21 protein-coding genes, 1 tRNA gene and 1 other RNA gene are annotated in these 19,659 nt (G+C 34.0%); 4 read left to right on the top strand and 19 right to left on the bottom strand.

Annotated elements, in window-relative coordinates; genetic code table 11:
* Position 1: 1 nt before the first annotated feature.
* From GKF99_RS06670 to rpiB, 16 genes are all read right to left on the bottom strand, one after another.
* The gene (locus GKF99_RS06670) at positions 2-514 is read right to left on the bottom strand and encodes a Gx transporter family protein (protein ID WP_154272954.1); all 513 of its coding nucleotides are present in this window, start codon (positions 512-514) and stop codon (positions 2-4) included.
* Positions 514-891, bottom strand: coding sequence for a NusG domain II-containing protein (locus tag GKF99_RS06675; protein ID WP_094206822.1), 378 nt, complete (start codon positions 889-891; stop codon positions 514-516). The genes GKF99_RS06670 and GKF99_RS06675 overlap by 1 nt, the downstream gene beginning before the upstream one ends.
* 164 nt (positions 892-1,055) lie before the next feature.
* A complete protein-coding gene (gene pcp / locus GKF99_RS06680) occupies positions 1,056-1,697 on the bottom strand; it encodes a pyroglutamyl-peptidase I (RefSeq protein WP_094206821.1) in 642 nt (213 codons plus the stop codon).
* Positions 1,698-1,708: 11 nt separating this feature from the next.
* A complete protein-coding gene (locus tag GKF99_RS06685; RefSeq protein WP_154272955.1) occupies positions 1,709-2,695 on the bottom strand; it encodes a DUF979 family protein in 987 nt (328 codons plus the stop codon).
* Positions 2,688-3,362, bottom strand: a complete 675-nt coding sequence (locus GKF99_RS06690; RefSeq protein ID WP_002835543.1) for a DUF969 domain-containing protein — start codon at positions 3,360-3,362, stop codon at positions 2,688-2,690. The genes GKF99_RS06685 and GKF99_RS06690 overlap by 8 nt, the downstream gene beginning before the upstream one ends.
* A 184-nt stretch (positions 3,363-3,546) precedes the next feature.
* Positions 3,547-4,398 carry an RnfABCDGE type electron transport complex subunit B gene (locus tag GKF99_RS06695; protein WP_094208305.1) on the bottom strand — a complete coding sequence of 284 codons (852 nt, stop codon included), beginning with the start codon at positions 4,396-4,398 and terminating at the stop codon, positions 3,547-3,549.
* Positions 4,399-4,408: 10 nt separating this feature from the next.
* The gene (locus tag GKF99_RS06700; protein ID WP_094205310.1) at positions 4,409-4,990 is read right to left on the bottom strand and encodes an RnfABCDGE type electron transport complex subunit A; all 582 of its coding nucleotides are present in this window, start codon (positions 4,988-4,990) and stop codon (positions 4,409-4,411) included.
* Positions 4,990-5,619, bottom strand: a complete 630-nt coding sequence (locus GKF99_RS06705) for an electron transport complex subunit E (protein WP_154272956.1) — start codon at positions 5,617-5,619, stop codon at positions 4,990-4,992. The genes GKF99_RS06700 and GKF99_RS06705 overlap by 1 nt, the downstream gene beginning before the upstream one ends.
* Positions 5,620-5,629: 10 nt before the next feature.
* Entirely contained in the window at positions 5,630-6,202 is a 573-nt protein-coding gene (locus tag GKF99_RS06710) for an FMN-binding protein (protein ID WP_154272957.1), read from the bottom strand.
* On the bottom strand, positions 6,199-7,170 hold the full coding sequence (locus tag GKF99_RS06715) for an RnfABCDGE type electron transport complex subunit D (RefSeq protein WP_094206812.1): 972 nt from the start codon (positions 7,168-7,170) through the stop codon (positions 6,199-6,201). Before GKF99_RS06715 ends, GKF99_RS06710 begins: the two co-directional genes overlap by 4 nt.
* A gap of 3 nt (positions 7,171-7,173) precedes the next feature.
* The gene (rsxC, locus tag GKF99_RS06720) at positions 7,174-8,502 is read right to left on the bottom strand and encodes an electron transport complex subunit RsxC (protein WP_094205306.1); all 1,329 of its coding nucleotides are present in this window, start codon (positions 8,500-8,502) and stop codon (positions 7,174-7,176) included.
* Positions 8,503-8,530: 28 nt separating this feature from the next.
* Positions 8,531-8,616, bottom strand: a tRNA-Leu gene (locus GKF99_RS06725).
* 28 nt (positions 8,617-8,644) lie between these two features.
* Positions 8,645-9,286: a lytic transglycosylase domain-containing protein gene (locus GKF99_RS06730; protein ID WP_154272958.1), complete on the bottom strand. Its 642-nt coding sequence runs from the start codon at positions 9,284-9,286 to the stop codon at positions 8,645-8,647.
* The gene (coaE, locus tag GKF99_RS06735; RefSeq protein WP_241673579.1) at positions 9,283-9,891 is read right to left on the bottom strand and encodes a dephospho-CoA kinase; all 609 of its coding nucleotides are present in this window, start codon (positions 9,889-9,891) and stop codon (positions 9,283-9,285) included. The genes GKF99_RS06730 and coaE overlap by 4 nt, the downstream gene beginning before the upstream one ends.
* Positions 9,878-12,505, bottom strand: a complete 2,628-nt coding sequence (polA, locus tag GKF99_RS06740; protein WP_154272959.1) for a DNA polymerase I — start codon at positions 12,503-12,505, stop codon at positions 9,878-9,880. Before polA ends, coaE begins: the two co-directional genes overlap by 14 nt.
* A gap of 1 nt (position 12,506) precedes the next feature.
* Positions 12,507-12,959 carry a ribose 5-phosphate isomerase B gene (rpiB, locus tag GKF99_RS06745; RefSeq protein WP_154254398.1) on the bottom strand — a complete coding sequence of 151 codons (453 nt, stop codon included), beginning with the start codon at positions 12,957-12,959 and terminating at the stop codon, positions 12,507-12,509.
* A 106-nt stretch (positions 12,960-13,065) separates the two neighbouring features.
* Between rpiB and ssrA the strand changes: the two genes are divergently transcribed.
* Positions 13,066-13,427, top strand: a transfer-messenger RNA (tmRNA) gene (gene ssrA / locus GKF99_RS06750).
* A 53-nt stretch (positions 13,428-13,480) separates the two neighbouring features.
* On the opposite strand, the gene GKF99_RS06755 is transcribed toward ssrA, so the two are convergent.
* Positions 13,481-13,813, bottom strand: a complete 333-nt coding sequence (locus tag GKF99_RS06755) for a hypothetical protein (RefSeq protein WP_094206808.1) — start codon at positions 13,811-13,813, stop codon at positions 13,481-13,483.
* A gap of 229 nt (positions 13,814-14,042) precedes the next feature.
* Between GKF99_RS06755 and GKF99_RS06760 the strand changes: the two genes are divergently transcribed.
* A complete protein-coding gene (locus GKF99_RS06760; RefSeq protein ID WP_094206807.1) occupies positions 14,043-15,203 on the top strand; it encodes an iron-containing alcohol dehydrogenase in 1,161 nt (386 codons plus the stop codon).
* 44 nt (positions 15,204-15,247) lie between these two features.
* Here the strand turns inward: GKF99_RS06760 and GKF99_RS06765 are convergent, their stop codons facing one another.
* On the bottom strand, positions 15,248-16,060 hold the full coding sequence (locus tag GKF99_RS06765) for an ADP-ribosylglycohydrolase family protein (RefSeq protein ID WP_154272960.1): 813 nt from the start codon (positions 16,058-16,060) through the stop codon (positions 15,248-15,250).
* A 114-nt stretch (positions 16,061-16,174) separates the two neighbouring features.
* Between GKF99_RS06765 and GKF99_RS06770 the strand changes: the two genes are divergently transcribed.
* Together GKF99_RS06770 and GKF99_RS06775 are read left to right on the top strand one after the other, a co-directional pair.
* On the top strand, positions 16,175-17,860 hold the full coding sequence (locus GKF99_RS06770; RefSeq protein WP_154272961.1) for a M3 family oligoendopeptidase: 1,686 nt from the start codon (positions 16,175-16,177) through the stop codon (positions 17,858-17,860).
* Between the two features lie 101 nt (positions 17,861-17,961).
* Positions 17,962-18,267, top strand: a complete 306-nt coding sequence (locus GKF99_RS06775) for a hypothetical protein (protein WP_154272962.1) — start codon at positions 17,962-17,964, stop codon at positions 18,265-18,267.
* A gap of 30 nt (positions 18,268-18,297) precedes the next feature.
* Here the strand turns inward: GKF99_RS06775 and radA are convergent, their stop codons facing one another.
* A complete protein-coding gene (gene radA, locus GKF99_RS06780) occupies positions 18,298-19,659 on the bottom strand; it encodes a DNA repair protein RadA (RefSeq protein WP_154272963.1) in 1,362 nt (453 codons plus the stop codon).

Raw genomic sequence — 19,659 nt, forward strand, 5'->3', positions numbered from 1 at the left:
GTTATCTCCTATTATTAAACAAATAATTTTTTTGCTTAGAAAGTGCATTTGTAAGGTAATTCGAAGTAAGTCCCACAAAAACACCTGTAAATATACTCAAAAACACCAAAACTGGCAAATAAACAAAAATTCTTAGATTGTTCAGCATAATTGCACACACCAGCACTTGCGATAAGTTATGAGTGAAAGCTCCGAACAAGCTAACTCCAATCAACGAAAAATATTTTCTCAAATATTTGTTGACCAAATACATCACAACAAGGGAGCTTACAGCTCCTGCCAACGAATAAAAAAAGCTTATAACGGCCCCGGTGATTAGCATTAGTAAAAATGATTTTAAGATTCCTATTACAAGAGAATCTCTAAAACCAAAAACAATTAAGCATGTTAGTATTACAATGTTGCTGAGCCCAAGTTTTGCTCCAGGCATTACGATTGGAAGTGGAATCATTGACTCAATCAAGCTTACAACCAATGCAACTGCCGTTAAAATAGGAATATGTAATCTTTTCATCAATAATTCACCACATCAATATCATCTTTGTTTTGCTTGTTAGCCTTAATTTCTACAACTAATTTGTTCGGCAAACAAACAATAACATCCCCTGGTTTATCTATCTTTCCTTTTAGCATACACAACTTGTCCGGACAATCGGATTCAGTAATTGCAACACTGTATCCATTAATATGAACAATGTTGTGACCGTATTTATTATCGATTTTATAATCATAATGATCGATTGGAAGTGTAATTTGTTTGATTTCTTTTCCGTTCACTTGAATTGAAACGTATTTGTCTTGTGAATTTACGTTATTAATATTCAAAATCACAAACAATACAGCTGAAAAACACAACAAAAATCCAATCAAAATTTTATCGTATTTAGTCATTAAATTCTCCTTTAAACTACCTTATAGTTTATCATTTTATCGTGTATCTTTTCAAGATTAAACAAAAATGAAAATTCATTTGCAAATAAAAAAAGAACCTCGAAACTTTAAATGTTCCGAAGTTCTTAAATCAAAATTTTTATGATTTTAAATCATATTTTATTTTAATGAGTTTTTCCACCTGTAACTTTGATGTCTTCATCATTGTCTATTACAGCTTCAATTGCTTTTTCCAATGCTTTTGCAATTGTATCCAAGTTCATTGAAGCAGTGTGTGGTTTATCTAAAACTTGTTCTGGTAAGAATGGAATGTGAATAAATCCAGTTCTCATATTAGGATATTCAGTAGCTCTTACATGAGCCATTCCATATGCAACATGATTACAGATGAATGTTCCTGCAGTGTTTGACACAGATGCTGGAATGTTTGCCGATTTAATATTTTCAACCATCGCTTTGATTGGTAGAGTCAACAAATATGCATCAGGGCCATCTTCGGCGATTTTTTCGTCGATTGGTTGGTTTCCTTCGTTATCTTTAATTCTACAATCATCAACATTGATTGCAACTCTCTCTACAGTGATGTCTTCACGTCCACCCGCTTGTCCTACTGATATTACAACATCTGGTTTAACTTCTTTTATCTTTTCTTTTAATTTATCTACACTTTTCCCAATAACTGTAGGAATTTCTATTTTGATTATTTCATTTCCTTTAATTGAATCAGGTAATAGCTTAACTGATTCAATTGCAGGGTTAATTTTTTCTCCGCCAAATGGATCAAATCCAGAAACTAAAATTTTCATAAATTTACCTCCTAAAATGCTAATATCATTAATAATACAACATGAACAACTACTAGAGCTAAAGCAACGGGAAGTTGTGCTTTAATAACTCCATTTTTATCTTTCATCTCTAAGATTGCAGCTGGAACTATGTTAAAGTTTGCTGCCATTGGTGTAATCAAAGTACCGCAGTATCCAGCAGTCATACCAAGTGATGCTACAACAGCAGGATTTGCTCCTTTTGCCATCAATAATGGAACACCAATTCCTAGAGTAATAACAGTAAATGCAGCGAATGCATTACCCATTATCATCGTAAATACAACCATTCCAACAATATATGCAACAGCAGCCGCAAATACTCCCGCATCGCCTACAATTCCAGCAGCCAAGCTACCTATTAGCTTACCTACCCCAGCAGATGCAAATATAACTCCCAAACCACCTAATAATTGTGGTAGTAATGATGAAGATCCAACTTGCATCAACATTTTTGTAGTGTCTTCTGCAGTTTCTTTTGCTTTTGGTTTTGCGATTATAATCGCAATAATCAAAGCCAATAATGATGAAATAGTAAGAACTTGTGCAGCTGACAATGAGAATATACCATCAGTGTTTTTCAAAGGAATCTTAAAAGATTTCAATTGCGATAAAAGCATCGCACTAATTCCCATTACTAAAGCTGGAATAAAAATCTTGCCTCCAACTTTTTCAGCATTTTTCATTCTTTCTTCTTCTGTTAGTTCTTTAAATTCTGCTGGCTTGATTTGATTTGCGATTGATAATAAACCCAATAATAAAAGTATAACACCTACAATTATTCCTCCAGATTCTACATTTCTTACCAAAAATCCTCCACCAGCAAACAATACTCCAAGTAATATCCAGAAAAGCATTGTACCTATTTTTGCTTCTTTGTTGAATCTTGCACGGATACCAGTCATTATGCAGATAATTCCACATAAGATGTATGCTATCTCATCAAGAACAACCTGATTATCTACAAAAAAATCAAACATTTTTTATATCCTTTCTAAGTTTCATTTCAAAAACAGCACATTGTATAAGTGCAATAATCAACATACTAACACCTGCAAATATAGACCATTTTGCTATTTCTGCAGTTTCCAATGGAAATCCAGCATCTTTTAATGTAGTTTGCATCAAAAGTACACCAGATGCCAATGGAAATATATTTTGTCCGTAGAAGTTACCGTAGTTTTCAACAGCAGCAGCTAAACCCTTTAATTCATCAAGTCTTACTTCTGTCAAATCAACTTTCTTTCTTGCAGCACCTTCTGCCATTGGTAAAATCAATGGACGTATAAATTGAACGTGTCCACCAAGTCTTAAAGAAAACGCAGCAGCTATCCATCTAATGAACAAGTATATCCACAAAACAGAACCTGCACTAGCCATTTTAAATTTCGATATAAAATCTCTAGCCTTTTCCTTAAGTCCGTATCGTTCCATAATCGCGATAACAGGAAATGAAATCAAGAACAAACTCATCAGTCTATTATTGACAAATCCTTCTCCCATAATTTTCAAAGTGCCTGTTAATCCAAGACCTCCCGCAAGACCTGTAACAAGACCTGCTAAGAGAACTATTCCCAAAACATCTAGTTTTAGTGCGAATCCAACGACAATAATTAATATTCCTATGAAAACTAAATATTCTCCCATATTGCTCTCCTTAATTTTTATTGGCCAAACAAAATTTGACTTCTTAAAATTATACCCATTACTTTTTTATTTTAAACTTTTAATTAATTTTTATTTTCAATTTTGCTGTTTTGATGTCTTTGTTTGTTAAGTTTTTGATAATTAAACGTAAAAAAACAGACCGTAAAAAACGGTCTGTAAAATATTAAGCTTCTTTAGCAGGAGCTTCTTGAGCTTTTGCTTTAGCTTGTTCTTCTTTTATTTTAAGTCCTGGATAAATAGCTTTTGTAGGACATTTGTCTACTGCTTTTTGAACTTGTTCTGGATCTAATCCTTCTGCATTGTTGAAGTGAGCTAAGTTATCTTCAACGCTGAATCCATCTGGACACATCTTAGCGCAAATTCCACAAGCAATACATCCAACTTTACAGTATTGTCTTACATCTTTACCTTTATCGTGACTGTTACATCTTACATAAACGTCTTGATCGTAGTCAACAAGTTTAATAATATTTCTTGGACAGATTTCAATACATTTTTTACAAGATGTACATTTTTCTTTATCTACTAATGCAATGCCATTTACAATGTGAATCGCATCGAACTCACACACATCTACACAGCTTCCGCAACCCAAACATCCGTCTGGACAAGTTTTGCTTCCACCTTGAAGATTATGGTTAACTCTACAATCCATAATACCTTTGTATTTGAATTTTTCAGTAGCGTATTCTGGAGTTCCTTGGCACATTACACATGCAACTTGCTTTGCAGAATCTACTGCATCAGCTCCCATGAATGCTGCTAGTTTGTCGGCAGTTTCTTTTCCACCAACTGGACAAGAATTACAAGGTGCTCCTTTGTTTACGATGGCATCTGCAAGTCCATCGCAACCTGGAAATCCACAGGCACCACAGTTTGCGCCAGGTAACATTTCTCTTACTTTAAGTACTCTTCTATCAACTTGAACTTCGAATTTTTTAGATGCAAAACCCAAAAGCAATGCAAATAAAATTCCTAGTGCTCCTAAGATTATAAATGGAGTTAAAATTGTCATTTATTACCTCCTATACCAATCCGCCGAATCCGAAGAATGTCATCGCCATTAATCCAATAGTAATAAATGCGATTGGTACACCTTTAAAACTTTCAGGAATATTTTTGTTCAATGCTATTCTTTCTCTGATTGCAGCTAATAAAGTTATCGCTAAAATGAAACCTAGTGAAGCACCAATAGCACTTGCTAATGTTTCAATTAAGTTGTATTTTTCTTTTACGTTTGCTAATGCAACACCCAATACTATACAGTTTGTAGTTATAAGAGGCAAAAACACACCAAGTGCGGAGTACAAGTTTGGACTCATTTTCTTTAATGCCATTTCTACGAATTGTACCAATGTCGCAATAACCAATATGAACACTATCGTTTGTAAGTATTCAATGTGAAATCTTTCTAGTATTTGAATTTGTAGAACGTAAGTAACGACAGATGCTATTGTGATTACAAAGAATACTGCCATACCCATACCAATAGCTGTTTCTGTTTTTGAAGATACACCTATCAATGGGCAAAGTCCTAAGAATTGACCAAATACGTAGTTGTTTACTAATAAGTAAAGAACTATTATTTTAAATATATTTGCTAACATTAGTCTTCACCTCTCATATTGTTCTTCTTTCTTTCTTGTCTTGATAAGAAAGAATTGTAAGTAGCTAACAATATTCCAAGTACTATGAATGCTCCTGGAGCTGCTGACATAATACCAATTGGAGGAATATCTCCTATTACAAGTTTTCCTAAGATTTTTCCTGAACCTAATAACTCTCTGATGAATGCAACCAATACGATTACAATACCATATCCCAATCCATTTGAGATACCATCTAACAATGATAAGAATACACCATTTTTAGATGCAAAAGATTCGGCTCTCGCTAAGATTATACAGTTTACAACGATTAGAGGAACGAATGCTCCTAACGAACTGTATAACGCTGGAACAAATGCTTGAAGCATCATTGAAACTAATGTTACGAATGTTGCAATTACAACGATATATGCCGGAATTCTAACTTTATCCGGAATAAAATTTCTAAGTAATGATATTACTATGTTTGAACAAATCAAAACGAATGTGAACGCCGCAGTCATACCAATTGCGTTTTCTACTGATGTTGATACACCAAGTACAGAACACAAACCTACCAATTGGATTAAAACTGGGTTGTTCTTAAGAATGCTGCTTTTGAAAACTTTAGCCGCTTTACCTTTTTCCATAATTTCCCTCCTATTTTAATCCCGCATTAGCTTTTTGAGATACGTTCAATGCGTTTTTGGCTGCTGTAGTGGAATAAGTCGCACCACTTAGAGCTTGAATTTCGTTGTCAGCTTGTGGTTTTTTAACAGCTGCTAATTCTTTTTCCATAGATTTTCCAATAACTGAATCTACGAATTCAGGATCTCCAATTCTACTTCCAATTCCTGGAGTTTCTTGTGATTCAAGAATTGAATAGCCAACGATTTTGTTCTCATTGTCTACACCAACTACGAAAACAACATTTCCTGAATATCCACCAGCTCCAATTGCTTTGTATACATGACCTACAGGTTTTCCACCTTTGATAGCTTCTTGTACGTCATCTAAATTTTCGTCTTTTGCTTTTAAATCTTTAATTTTTGCTTCATCAAGTGGTTTAAAAGATTCCGCTTCAGGAAAAGCTACTTTTAAAGATTTTTGATAATTTTCTAGTCTCTTAGCTTCTATTATTGGTTCAGTAACTTGGTTTGCAAATGCAAGTACTACCGCACTTATTGCTGTTATTACGAACAATCTAATAGCTAAATTTATTGAACTTCTCATATTCCTTGTTTACCTCCTCTACCAATTGGTGTTGGAACTGTATATTGATCGATAAATGGTACAGCACAGTTCATGAAGATTATCGCATAAGATACACCTTCTGGAAGGTTACCAAATTGTCTTATGATTGCTGTAAAGAAACCACAACCAATTGCAAATATAATTTGTCCTTTTGGAGTAACTGGACTAGTTGAATAATCTGTAGCCATGTAGAATGCACCCAAGATTAAACCACCAATAAATATGTTCATGCATGCATCTTGAATTCCTACGCCGCAAATAAGTAATGTTACAAATGTTGTTGCGATGTAAACTAATGGAATTCTAAGATTAATTACTCTTCTGTATAATAGATAAGCCACACCGATAAGTAATGCCAACGCACTAACTTCACCGATTGTACCACCCAAGTTTCCTAAAAATGCATCCATAAAGCTAACTGGTTGACCACCTGATAAAACAGTCGCATAAGTTTCTGCATCCACTGCTTTTTGTGTTAATGGAGCAGTGTAGTTACTCATTGCTTGTGCCCAACTTGCCATTATGAAAGCACGTCCTGCTAATGCAGGGTTCATAAAGTTTGATCCAATTCCTCCGAATAATTGTTTTACAATTATAATAGAAAATACCGATCCTATGATAATCATTGGAATTGGTAGTGTAACTGGCACGTTGAATGCCAACAATATACCTGTAACAACAGCTGATAAATCGCTAATTGTAGAAGGTTGTTTCATTATTTTTTGATAACAGTATTCTGATAAAACGCAAGCTGCAACTGCTGCCAATACCAAAACTAAACTTCTCATTCCGAATTCGTAAACACTCACTATCAAAGCAGGAACTAAAGCAATGATAACATCAAGCATAATTCTTTGAATAGATACTGCACTTCTTTGATGAGGAGCAGCTTCTACGATTAAATGAGATAAGTCGTATTCTTTTTGTACAATTTCTTTATTTTCCATAGACTATCCCCTTTTCCTTTGTTGTGCTTTTAATTGAGTCTTTGCGTGTACAATTGCTTCAACTAATGGTCTGTTTGATGGACAAACATAGCTGCAAGTACCACATTCTATACAATCATTCAAATGCATTTTTTCTGCTCCTTCAAAATCACCGTTCAATGATTTTAATTGCAAGAACAATGGTAATAAGCCGATAGGACATACATCCACGCACTTAGCACATTTAATACAAGGTTCTGGAGAAGCAAGAGTTGCATCTTTTTCGTTCATAAAAATAATTCCGCCTGTTGTTTTAACAGTTGGAGCATCCAAGTTGTATTGGCAAGCGCCCATCATAGGTCCACCAACGACAATCTTATATGGAGTTTCTTTGAATCCGTCACAATAATCCACTAAATCTTTGAATTTAGTGCCGATAGGAACGTAAATATTCTTAGGTTCTTTGATAGCTGAACCTGTCATAGTAACTATTCTGTGAGTCAAAGGAATACTGTGAACTACAGCATCGTAAATCGCCATAGCACTTGAAATATTCAAACCTTGAACTCCTCTTTCGTTTGATCTTTGAGCTTTAGAAATTTTCTTACCAGTAATTGCATTGATAAGTCTTCTTTCGTCCCCTTGTGGGTATTTAGTTTTAACAGCACAAATCGAAATATTTGTTTCATCTTTTGCGGCATTTTTCAAAATTCCGATTGCCTTTTGTTTGTTATCCTCAACCCCTATGTATCCTTTGTCACAATCCATCAATTTCATGATAATTTTCAATCCACCGATTGCTTTTTGAGGATATAATTCCATATTAAGTTGGTCACTAGTTAAATAAGGTTCACATTCTGCCCCATTTAAGATTACTTCTTCGATTTTTACATCTGGTTTTTTCTTCATCTTAATGTGAGTAGGGAATCCTGCTCCACCCAAACCTACTATACCAGCTTCTTTTATTCTTTCTAGGATAACTTCTTTTGATAACTGTGTGAAATCATCATTTGTTTCAGTGTATCCTAATTCGTTTAAACCGTCTGATTCGATTACTACAACTTCACCTTTTTGACCATTTGACAATACCATCTGCTCAATCTTCATAACCTTTCCACTAACTGAACTGTGAACAGGTGCTGAAATAGTCGCTTTAGATTCACCAATTTTTTGGCCCACTTTTACCTCATCTCCTACTTTTACTGTAGGTGTACAAGGCGCACCAATATGTTGATGCAATGGAATATAAACCATTTTAGGTTCAAAATTTGTATCTAAAGGACAATTTTGAGTATAGGATTTATGATCATCCATGTGAAATCCGCCTTTAAAAGTCAGATTTTCTAAACTCATTTTTTCACCCCTTTAATAAAATAAAAAATGGTGCAGAGAAAGAGACTTGAACTCTTACGGGATTACTCCCACTGCCCCCTCAAGACAGCGTGTCTACCATTCCACCACCCCTGCGTGATAAAGACCTTTGTACAAAGGTCTTTTAATATATGTTAATAATATTTTTGATTAATTTAATGTAGTTTTTCGCCCAAACTTTGAAATTTTTGTGCATATTTTCTTCTAGCTTAGTATCTTCGTAGAAAATCTTGTAAATATTGTATTGGTTTTCAACCTTTACAACATAATATTTCGTCTCAGAAGAAGGAATATCGTCTAAAGTTTGACCATCTTTTGAAAAAGATTCGTTAGACAACCATTCTTTTACATTTCCAATTCCACCGTTATAAGCCGCAATCGCCAAATCGTGATTTTTGAAATGGTGCAATAAATAGGACAAATAAGCCGTACCCATTTCAATATTCTTATCAGGTTTTTTCAAATCTTCCACTGTAAAGTGAGTGTTTCTCATATTGTTAATACTTTCAGCAGTATCTGGCATCAATTGCATAAGCCCCAAAGCTCCAGCTTTTGATTTTACACTTGGATCAAAGTTAGATTCAACTTTAATCACACTCATAACCAAAAGTGGATCAACGTTGTATTCTTTTGCGTATGTATTAACCAAATCGACATATTTCACTGGTCTTGACATAGTTGAATAAGCGCTCACGCCAAATCCAACTAAAAACACAATCACAATAATAGAAATAATCGTGATTAAAAATCTTTTAATAAATTTCATATTTTTTTCCTATCTATTAGTTCGTCAACTTTTTGTAGCAGATCAGCTTCAGTCGTGTTGTTTACAATAACTTCGTCAAATTCACTAATTTTTTTCTCATAGTCTAGTTGAGAATTAATTCTTGTAACTGCAGTATCGTAATCAAAGTTGTTTCTATCTATTATCCTTTGAATTCTGATATTTCTATCAGCTACAACTACCCAATCTTCGTCGACATCAATGTATTTATCAATCAAATTTTTGCTTTCCAAATACATAGAAATTTCCAGAAAAATCAAATCAGATTTTTCCTTCTTAATTCTTTTTACTACTCTTAATATTATATCAGTATGTGTCAATTCTTCAAGTTTTTTTAGTAATGTTTTTGAATTAAATACAATGTTGGAAAGTTTCTTCCTATCGATGTTAGAATTTTCGTCCAAAATTCCTTCGCCAAACTCATCTATGAGCTTATAATATAGTTCTGTGCCATGTTCATAGATTTGGTGAGTAATCTCATCCAAATCTATTACAACAAAGCCTTTTTCTCTGATTCTTTTGCACACCGTACTTTTTCCGCTGGCTATATTACCACATACTACGATGATTTTTTTATTTTGCATCATACCAATTATCTGCGCTGTTAACATCAATCTTCATATCGACCTTCAGATCAACAGCATGTGTCATAACATCTTTCATAATTTCTAGAACTTTTTCTCTTTCATCTTCTGGACAATCAACAATAAGCTCATCGTGAACTTGCAAGATTAACTTGGCTTTTAGATTTTCTTCATTCAATCTATCGTAGAATTTCACCATTGCTACCTTAATTATATCCGCTGCAGAGCCTTGAATTGGCGTATTAAGTGCCACACGTTCTCCAAAGCTTCTGACATTGTAGTTCTTGGATTTCAATTCAGGAATGTATCTTCTTCTTTTCATAATAGTTTCAACGTAGCCTTTTTCCTTACCAATTGCAACTATATCTTCCATGTATTGCTTTATGCCTTTGTACGTGTTCAAATAATTTTCGATATATTCCTTGGCTTCTTTTCTAGTTATGTGCAAATCTTTACTCAAAGAATAATCTCCAATTCCGTAAACAATACCGAAATTTACAGCTTTTGCGTTGGATCTTTGAAGTGATGTTACCTTGTCAAAATCAACCTTAAACACTTCGCTGGCAGTTTTTCTGTGAATGTCTGCTCCGTTTTTGAATGCATCAAGCATCACTTCATCATTTGCCAAATCAGCCAACACTCTAAGCTCAATTTGAGAATAATCCGCATCCAACAGAACACTTCCTTCGCTTGGAACAAATGCTTTTCTGATAAGTCTTCCTTCTTCAGTTCTAATAGGAATATTTTGCAAATTAGGGTTAGTGGAGCTAATTCTTCCAGTTTGCGCTATAGTTTGTTGGAAAGTCGTGTGGATTTTGCCGTCTTCTTTAATTAAATCAACCATTCCATCGATATATGTTGTTTTGAGTTTCGCAATAGTTCTGTATCTTAAAATGTAGTCGATGATTTCGTGTCTACCACTTAAAGCCTCCAAAACTTCTTGGTCTGTCGATGGACCAGTTTTGTTCTTTTTTATTACAGGAAGCTCCAAATCTTCAAACAACACTTCTGCTAATTGCTTTGATGAGTTGATGTTGATTTTCTTGCCGATAAGTTCCTCAACACTGTCTTCGATTGATTTTATCTCATCTTCGAAAAGTTCTCCCATCTCAACCAAAGTTTCTTTTTCTACACAAACTCCCGTAAATTCCATATCGCACAATACTTTTATCAAAGGAATTTCAACATCTCTGTAAAGATGCATCATATCCTCTTCTTCGATTTCTGAAATCTTTTCGTACAATTTATTTGTGAACATCATGTATTTTACTACGTAATTGTCGATTTCTTTGTCATCTGATTCCAAAATAGTCTTCTTGGATCTGCCTTTACCTATAATATCTTCAAGCGGTTTAAAATCATAACCTATAACTTTAGGATCAGACCTTTCCATGCTATAACTTGTCTTCGAAGGATCTAGAAGATATTCTATGATGACAACATCGTCGTAGTTATACGAAATGTCGATGCCATAACGCATCAAATGATAAATACATGGTTTGATATCAAATGAAAGCTTGTTGATATCTTTTGATTCGAATTCTTCCTTGAATGATTTTACAATGTCTACGTTTCTAGTTATATACACCTTATCAGTGTAAAGTGCAAAAATCACAGGCTCATTGTCGACATAGTAATCATCGTTGAACAATGCAAAAGTAAACTTTTTGTTTTCTTTAATATAAGCCTTAATCTCATCTACATTTACATCTAAGTTTTCGTATTCAAACTTTTCACTAGATTCTTCGTTTGGAAGTTTTTTGATAAAACTATTGAATTCAAGTTTTGTAAGAACTTCAATCAAATGATCATTGTCAGCTTCTTTTATCGAACAATCATCGATTACAAATCCCATTAAATCTTTTGGAACATCTGTGTTTATCGTCCCAAGTTCTCTACTCAAATAAGCGCTCTTTTCTCCATCAATGACTTTTTGTTTTGTTTTCTTGCCTGAGATTTCATCAACATGTTCGTACAATCCCTCAATACTTCCGTATTTTTGAATGTATTTAAGAGCAGTCTTCTCTCCAACTCCATCAATTCCCGGAATATTGTCCGATTTATCTCCCATCAAACCTTTCAAATCAATCATTTGCTTAGGAGTAATTCCGTATTCTTCCTTTAAAGCATCTACATCGTAGATTTTTGTTTCAGTAATTCCTCTTTTTGTAAGAACAACTTTAGTATTTTCGTCGATAAGTTGAAGATAATCCTTGTCACCAGTTAACAAATACACATCGTAGTCTTTTGATGAAGCTTGTTTTGCCAAAGTTCCAGCAATGTCGTCTGCTTCATATCCTTTTAAATCAATGTATGAAACTCCCATCGCTTTCAACAATTCTTTAAGCATATCGAATTGTACGATAAGTTCTTCTGGAGTTTCTTGGCGATTACCCTTATATTCAGAATATTTTTCGTGTCTAAAAGTTGGCTCTTTTCTATCAAAACACACAACCACAAGCTCTGGATCGAGTTTTCCCATAACTGAATAATACATATTCATAAAACCAAACACACCATTTGTGTGAATGCCATCTTTTGTAGTCAAATCTCTGATAGCGTAAAATCCTCTGAATAAAAGCGATGAACCGTCAATAATTAAAGCTTTTTTTGACATTTTATAATCCCTTGTTTTCTTTTTCGAAAGCCATTATCTTGTCAACTCTTCTTTGGTGACGACCAGCTTCGAATTCATTTTCCAAGAAAGTTTTGATGATAAGTTTGGCAACCTCATCTCCAATTACACGCGCTCCGATGCAAAGCACATTCGCGTTGTTGTGATTTCTACTCATTTTCGCACTGTATACATCAGACACACAAGCTGCTCTTATTCCTTCGAATTTGTTCGCTGCTAAGCTCATACCAATTCCTGTTCCACAAATCAAAATCCCCAAATCAGAGTTTCCTTGTTGGATTTCTTCGCAAACTTTCTTTGCATAATCTGGATAGTCTACTGAATCAGCTGAATTTGTTCCCAAATCCACAACTTCATTTCCCAAACTTTTTATATATTCAACCATTGAATCTTTTAATTCAAATCCACCGTGATCGGCTGCTATTGCTATTTTCATAAAAACCTCCAAATATTTTATTAATTACATTTTATAATATGTTTATGTATTTATCAATTATTTGAAGAATTACACATTTTATGATAAAATATAGTTACAAAAATATGGGGATGTCTTGGTTTCGACAGGGATATTGAAGTTTGAATAGCGAGTCGTTTTCGTCTACAAACGTAAAAAAAGGACAACTAAATATAAACGCTGAAGATAATAACTTCGCATTAGCTGCCTAATAACGGCGGCCGATTCAAAAACTAGAAAATCGTCCTGCGTTTTCTTTTTGAATCTCAACTAATTAGCAGGAACATCTCGTATATTTTCCTCTGATATATGAGATTATTTAAGAGGATATATCGATCATAGTTTTGTCAATTAAATTTTGATCGACGAATAAAACTTAATTGACTGCACTCGGAGAAGTTCTTAGGGATATATTTTTGGACAGGAGTTCGAATCTCCTCATCTCCACCACTAAAAAAGGGTAGCCTTATATAGGCTACCTTATTTTATTAGTTTGCTTTTTGTTATTTCAATTCATTAATAATTACAGTCGAGTTGTCTCCTGCAAACACATTGTGTTTCAAATTAGTTTGCGTATCGATGTATTCGATGCATTTGTCATCGTAAGTAAAATCGAATTTGCCTTCTTTTTTGAAAATTTCTTTTCCTTCTGCGTTGTAAATTATAATCTCTCTTTTGATTCCACCGCTGTACTCACTTTTTACATTTTTCTTAAATCTTTGAAATCCTGCTGATTTGAACACCAACGCACTAAAAGATGCCAAGAATATAAGTACAACTACCAAAATAATCCATATTTTCTTCTTCACGTTTTTCGTTTTATTTTCTTCTGACATTTTATTCCCCCTTTTTGATTTCCCAAATTTTTATGAAACTCTTTTCAAATTATAAAAGAACGTTTTAAAATATCGTTGTTATTTGTCGTGCTAAAATACTTTAACACTATATGATTTATTCGTTAAATATTTCGTTTTTTATTTGACTAAACGATTCCAATATTGATATAATATTATTATAGCAGAAACATATAAGTTTTTGTACAAATTACAAAAGGAGTGATTTATTATGGCAAACGGAGTACTTCATATTCCAGGTTTTATTCACTTTGGAGAAGGAGCTTTTTCAAAATTAAGTGAATTAAAAGGTAAGAAAGCAATCATAGTTACAGGCGGTAATTCTATGAAGAAAAACGGTTTCGTAGACAGAGCTTGTGAAGAATTGAAGAAAGCAAACATGGAAGTATGTGTTTTTGATGGCGTTGAAGAAAATCCATCAGTTACAACTGTTGAAGCAGGCGCTAAGAAAATGCAAGAATTCCAACCAGATTGGATTGTAGCATTAGGTGGCGGTTCTGCAATGGACGCTGCAAAATGTATGTGGGCTTTTTATGAACATCCTGAATTAAAATTCGAAGACATTATCGAACCAGGATCACTTCCAGAACTTCGTAAAAAAGCAAAATTTGTAGGAATTCCATCAACTTCTGGTACAGCAAGTGAAATCACAGCATTCTCAGTAATCACTGACACAGAAAAACACATCAAATACCCATTGGTATCTGATCACATCGTCCCAGACATCGCTATAGTAGATCCAGTCCTACCATCTAAGATGCCAAAATCAGTTACAGCAAATACTGGTATGGACGTTGTAGCACACGCAACTGAAGCATTAGTATCTAATATAGCTAACGATTATACTGATGCACTTGCAATTCACGCATTGAAATTGGTATTTGAATATTTACCAAAAGCTTGTGAAAATCCAGATGACATGGAAGCTCGTGAAAAAATGCATAATGCATCAACAATGGCAGGTATCGCATTCACATCAGCTTCACTTGGTTTAGTTCACTCATTAGCACACAAAATTGGTGGAGAATTTGGAATTACTCACGGACTTGCTAACGCAATTCTACTTCCATACATCACACAATTTAACAGAAAAGCTACTGACAAAGTTGATTGGATTGAAAAAGAATTAAACGTTGAAGATTATCCAATCGCTGTTAGAGAATTAGCTAAAAAAGTTGGCATTCCACCAACATTGAAAGAAGTTGAAGAAAAATTCGGATTTAACAAAGAAAAATTTGACGAAGTATTAGATGAAATGAGCAAGAACGCTTACGAAGATCCATGTACTTTGACAAACCCACGTGAATCAAATCCAGAAATAGTTAAAATGATATTTACTCACGCTTATAACGGAGAAGATATAACAGAATAATATAACTCAAAAAATCCTGCGAAATGCAGGATTTTTTATTGCTTTTATATTTGATTTTCCAAATACTCTACGAATTTTTCAATTTGCTTTTTTACATTTTCGTCTAACTTTTCAATCCACCTTTTAGGAATTGTAGAATATCCATGAATTGATCCACTTATACTCCCAGCAATTGCAGCTATCGTGTCAGAATCTCCCCCGTGATTTACAGCATTTATAATACAATCTTCAATTGAATTTTCCTTAGCCCAATGAATCGCATTATTGAAAGTGTTCACGATATATCCTGATGGTTTTAACAATTGCGTATCTTTTAGTTCATGTTTTTTTCCATTGATATTATCTCTGATAATTTGTGTGTATTCTTTTAAAATTCTGTCACACATTTCGTTATTGTGAGTGAGTCTTCCTTGTTTTATGTTCAGTTCTTCAGAAGTTTCATTATCTAGCAGTGCACAAGGAAGTGCTCTCATCAAACTTCCATTTCCAAGCGCTGTATCATCTTCTTCGATAAATATTTCGTACTGAATGTAGTGTTCGATTGCACGTCTACATTGATTGCCAATACCTCTTGGATGAGTATTGTACCACTCCACGAAATTTTTCATAGTATTTTTCTCAAAATTATCACGGTCATTTTCCATCAGAGAATTCATAACACAAATACTCATATCGGTATCATCAGTGCATTCTCCTGGATTCAAATCAAGCCAACCACCTCCGACAATATCTGTAACCTTACCGTATTTTTCAGAGATTTCCTCTTCTGTCATAAATTCAGTCGTAGCGCCCATGCTATCACCTATCGCAAATGCATACAACGCTCCTTTGATTTTGTCTTTGTAATCAGAGTTCATTTTTTCATCTCCTTTTTTATATTATATCTCAAACCGATAGCTTATTGAATTTATCAACCATAAAAACATTTACATAGTATCAAAATATGATAAAATAATTTTAGAGGTGAAAAAATGAAATTTACAGAATACAAATACACTAGACCTAACTTCGAAGAAGACAAGAAAAAGGTCGAAGATTTTATCAAAAGATTTAACGATTCCACAACTTCTGAAGAACAAATCAAAATCATGGAAGAAATGGACAAATACAAGAAAACATTAAGCACTAATGTCAACCTTGCATACATTCGTCACACGATCGATACTAATGATGAATTCTACAAAGAAGAACAAGATTTCTTGGATGAATACATGCCACATTATTCAGTGCTTGACACTAAAATGTACGAAGCTATCGACAACTCCAAATTCAAAGACGAATTGGTTAAACATTTCGGACAACATTTGTTTGATTTAATAAGCTGTCAATTGATTTTTAATGAAAAGGCTGTTCCATTCAAACAAAAAGAAAACCAATTAACTACTAAATACAACAAATTAATAGCATCTGCACAAATCGAATTTGACAATAAAACATTGACATTGTCACAAATGGCTCCTTACACACAATCAAAAGATCGTGATGAAAGAAAAGCTGCCACAAGAAAAATCTCAGAATTTTTCTCAGAACACGAAAAAGAAATCGACGATATTTACGATGAAATGGTTCACGTTAGAACAGATATGGCTAAAGCTTTGGGATTTGATTCATACATTGAATACCAATACAAATCATTAATGAGAACTGATTATGACAAGAATGATGTTGCAAAATACAGAGAATTTGTCAAAAAATACGTAACACCAGTTTATCTTGAATTGAGAAAGAAACAATCAAAGAGAATTGGCATTGAAGATATGAAAGCTTACGATAACAACGTAATGTTCACAGATGGTAATGCAAAACCTCACGGAGAAAAAGACTTCTTGGTAGATAACGCTAAGAAAATGTACTCAGAATTGTCACCAGAAACTAAAAAATTCTTCGATTTTATGTATGAAAGAGAATTATTCGATTTGGAAAGTAAAAAAGGAAAAGAAGGCGGCGGATATTGTACGACAATTGAAGATTATGAATCTCCATTTATCTTCGCAAACTTCAACGGAACTACTCACGATGTCGAAGTAATGACTCACGAAGCTGGTCATGCATTCCAATCTTATACTTCAATGGACGGAAGAATTTTCGAATACATCTGGCCAACATTTGAAGCGTGTGAAATTCATTCAATGAGTATGGAATTTTTGACATGGCCATGGATGGAATTGTTCTTCGAAGAAGAAACTAACAAATTCAAATTCTCTCACTTAGATGGAGCTATCAGTTTCATTCCTTACGGTGTAACTATCGACCATTTCCAACACTTCGTATACGAAAATCCAGATGCAACATCTGAAGAAAGAAAAGCAAAATACCACGAAATAGAATTGATGTATCGTCCAAACTTGGATTATGATGATGAATTCTTAGAAAAAGGAACTTGGTGGTACAGACAAGGTCACATCTTCAATAACCCATTCTATTACATTGATTACACATTGGCACAAGTTTGCGCATTCCAATTCTTATTGAAATCAAGAAAGAACCGCGAAGAAGCTTTCAAAGATTACCTTGAAATCTGTAAAGTTGGTGGAAGCCAATCATTCTTCGGAATAATAAAAGCTGGTAACATCAAAAACCCAATGAACGATGGAGTTCTTGAAGAAATCCTTCCACAATTATTGGAAATATTAGACGAAATAGAAAAAGAATTATAATTTTAAGAGTGGACATAGTCCACTCTTTTTTTGTATATAGGAGTTGTTTTTTTTTAGAAAACGTTTTATAATTAAATTAAATAAAAAGTTTGGAGGCTTTTATGAAACGTAGCAAATTATTTATAATTTTTTTATGTGCTGTAATGACGTTCTCATTCACAATGTGTAAGAGTAAAACTATGTATTCTTACAATCCGTATTCTGAAAGATACGGCATTGATTCTGATGATGATTTGAAAAAGGCTATGCAGTCCATGAAAGAAAACGAAGATTATCCAATTTACAAGGATGGTCAAGAAGAATCCAAAATCCACAGACAATATCTATTGGATTTGTATGATAAAAATGATTTGTCAGCTATAAAAACCTATATTGATAATAATAAATTAATATTAGGAAAGAATTAGAAAAAGACACTCTATTTTTGTGAGTGTCTTCTAAAATATATCTGATATTACAGATCTTATACTATCAAATTGTTTGATTTCAAGATCGTATTTTTGTGTTAGATTTGTGTTTTGTGAGATGTAAACTTTTTTGTATCCCAATCTTTCGATTTCTTTTAATCTGGTTTCTATTTGTGGAACTCTTTTGATTTCTCCTGTCAATCCAACTTCTCCAATGAACACAACATCAGATGGAATTGGTTTGTTCATAAGTGATGATGCAATTGCCATTATTATGGACAAATTCACGGATTGTTCTTGGATTTTGATTCCTCCTGTGGTTTTGATGATGACATTCTTGTCGTACATATTCATCCCTGCGCGTTCTTCCAAGATAGAAATGAGTGTATTCAATTGGTCTTTACGAAGACTGTCACCTATTCTTTGAGGATACGGAGTGAATGATTTGGACACCAATGCTTCAACCTCGACAACCAAAATTCGTGACCCTTCTTTTATTACAGAAAGTGCTGCACCATTTACATCTTTTTTTCTTTTTGTGACGAAATAATCTGACGCATCGGTGATTTCCTTTATTCCATCTTCTTGCATATTAAACAGTCCAATCTCTCCAGTTCGACCGAATCTATTTTTTGTCGTTGTCAACAATCTCAATGGATCGTCACTTTCACCTTCCAAATAAAGCACAGTATCTACCAAGTGTTCAAGCGTTCTGAGTCCTGCCATTTCGTCTGATTTTGTCATATGCCCAACCATAATCGCAAGAGTTGGTTTTTCGGGATTTTTGCAGATTTCTACGATTTTATTCGCACATTCAACAGTTTGCACAGGAGAGCCTGGACGTGAAGTGTACTCACGAAGCTGAAATGTTTGAATACTATCCAAGAAAATCACATTCGGTTTTATTTTGTGAATAGAATCCAAAGCGTTGTCCATGCTTGTCGTTGAAATCAACCAAATATTTTCCGGGATTTTCTCCATAGTTCTCATCGCTCTTTGTTTGATTTGAGATGTGGATTCTTCTCCAGAAATGTAGAGAACTTTTATATTTTTAGAAGCCAAATCATTTGCAAGTTCCAACAGCAAAGTTGATTTTCCAGCTCCTGGTCTTGCAGTTAGAATTGACACGGAATCTCTGACAAGTCCTCCACCAAAAACTCTGTTTAATTCAGTAATCGACGATTGAATTCTCTCCGATGAATCTATCTTTACATCGACCAATTTAACCGCTTTTGAAGATTTGGTTGAACTTGTTGTTGTAGTATTCGATTTTTCATCAACGATTTCTTGTTCTTGCATAGAGCCCCAACTGTTACAGTTGGGGCATTTTCCTATCCACATGGCTTGCTCGTAGCCACAATTTTTGCACACGTATTTTGTTTTCTTTTTCAT

Origin of the sequence: Finegoldia sp. BIOML-A2 (genome assembly GCF_009678315.1) — a bacterium.
Lineage (GTDB): Bacteria > Bacillota > Clostridia > Tissierellales > Peptoniphilaceae > Finegoldia > Finegoldia magna.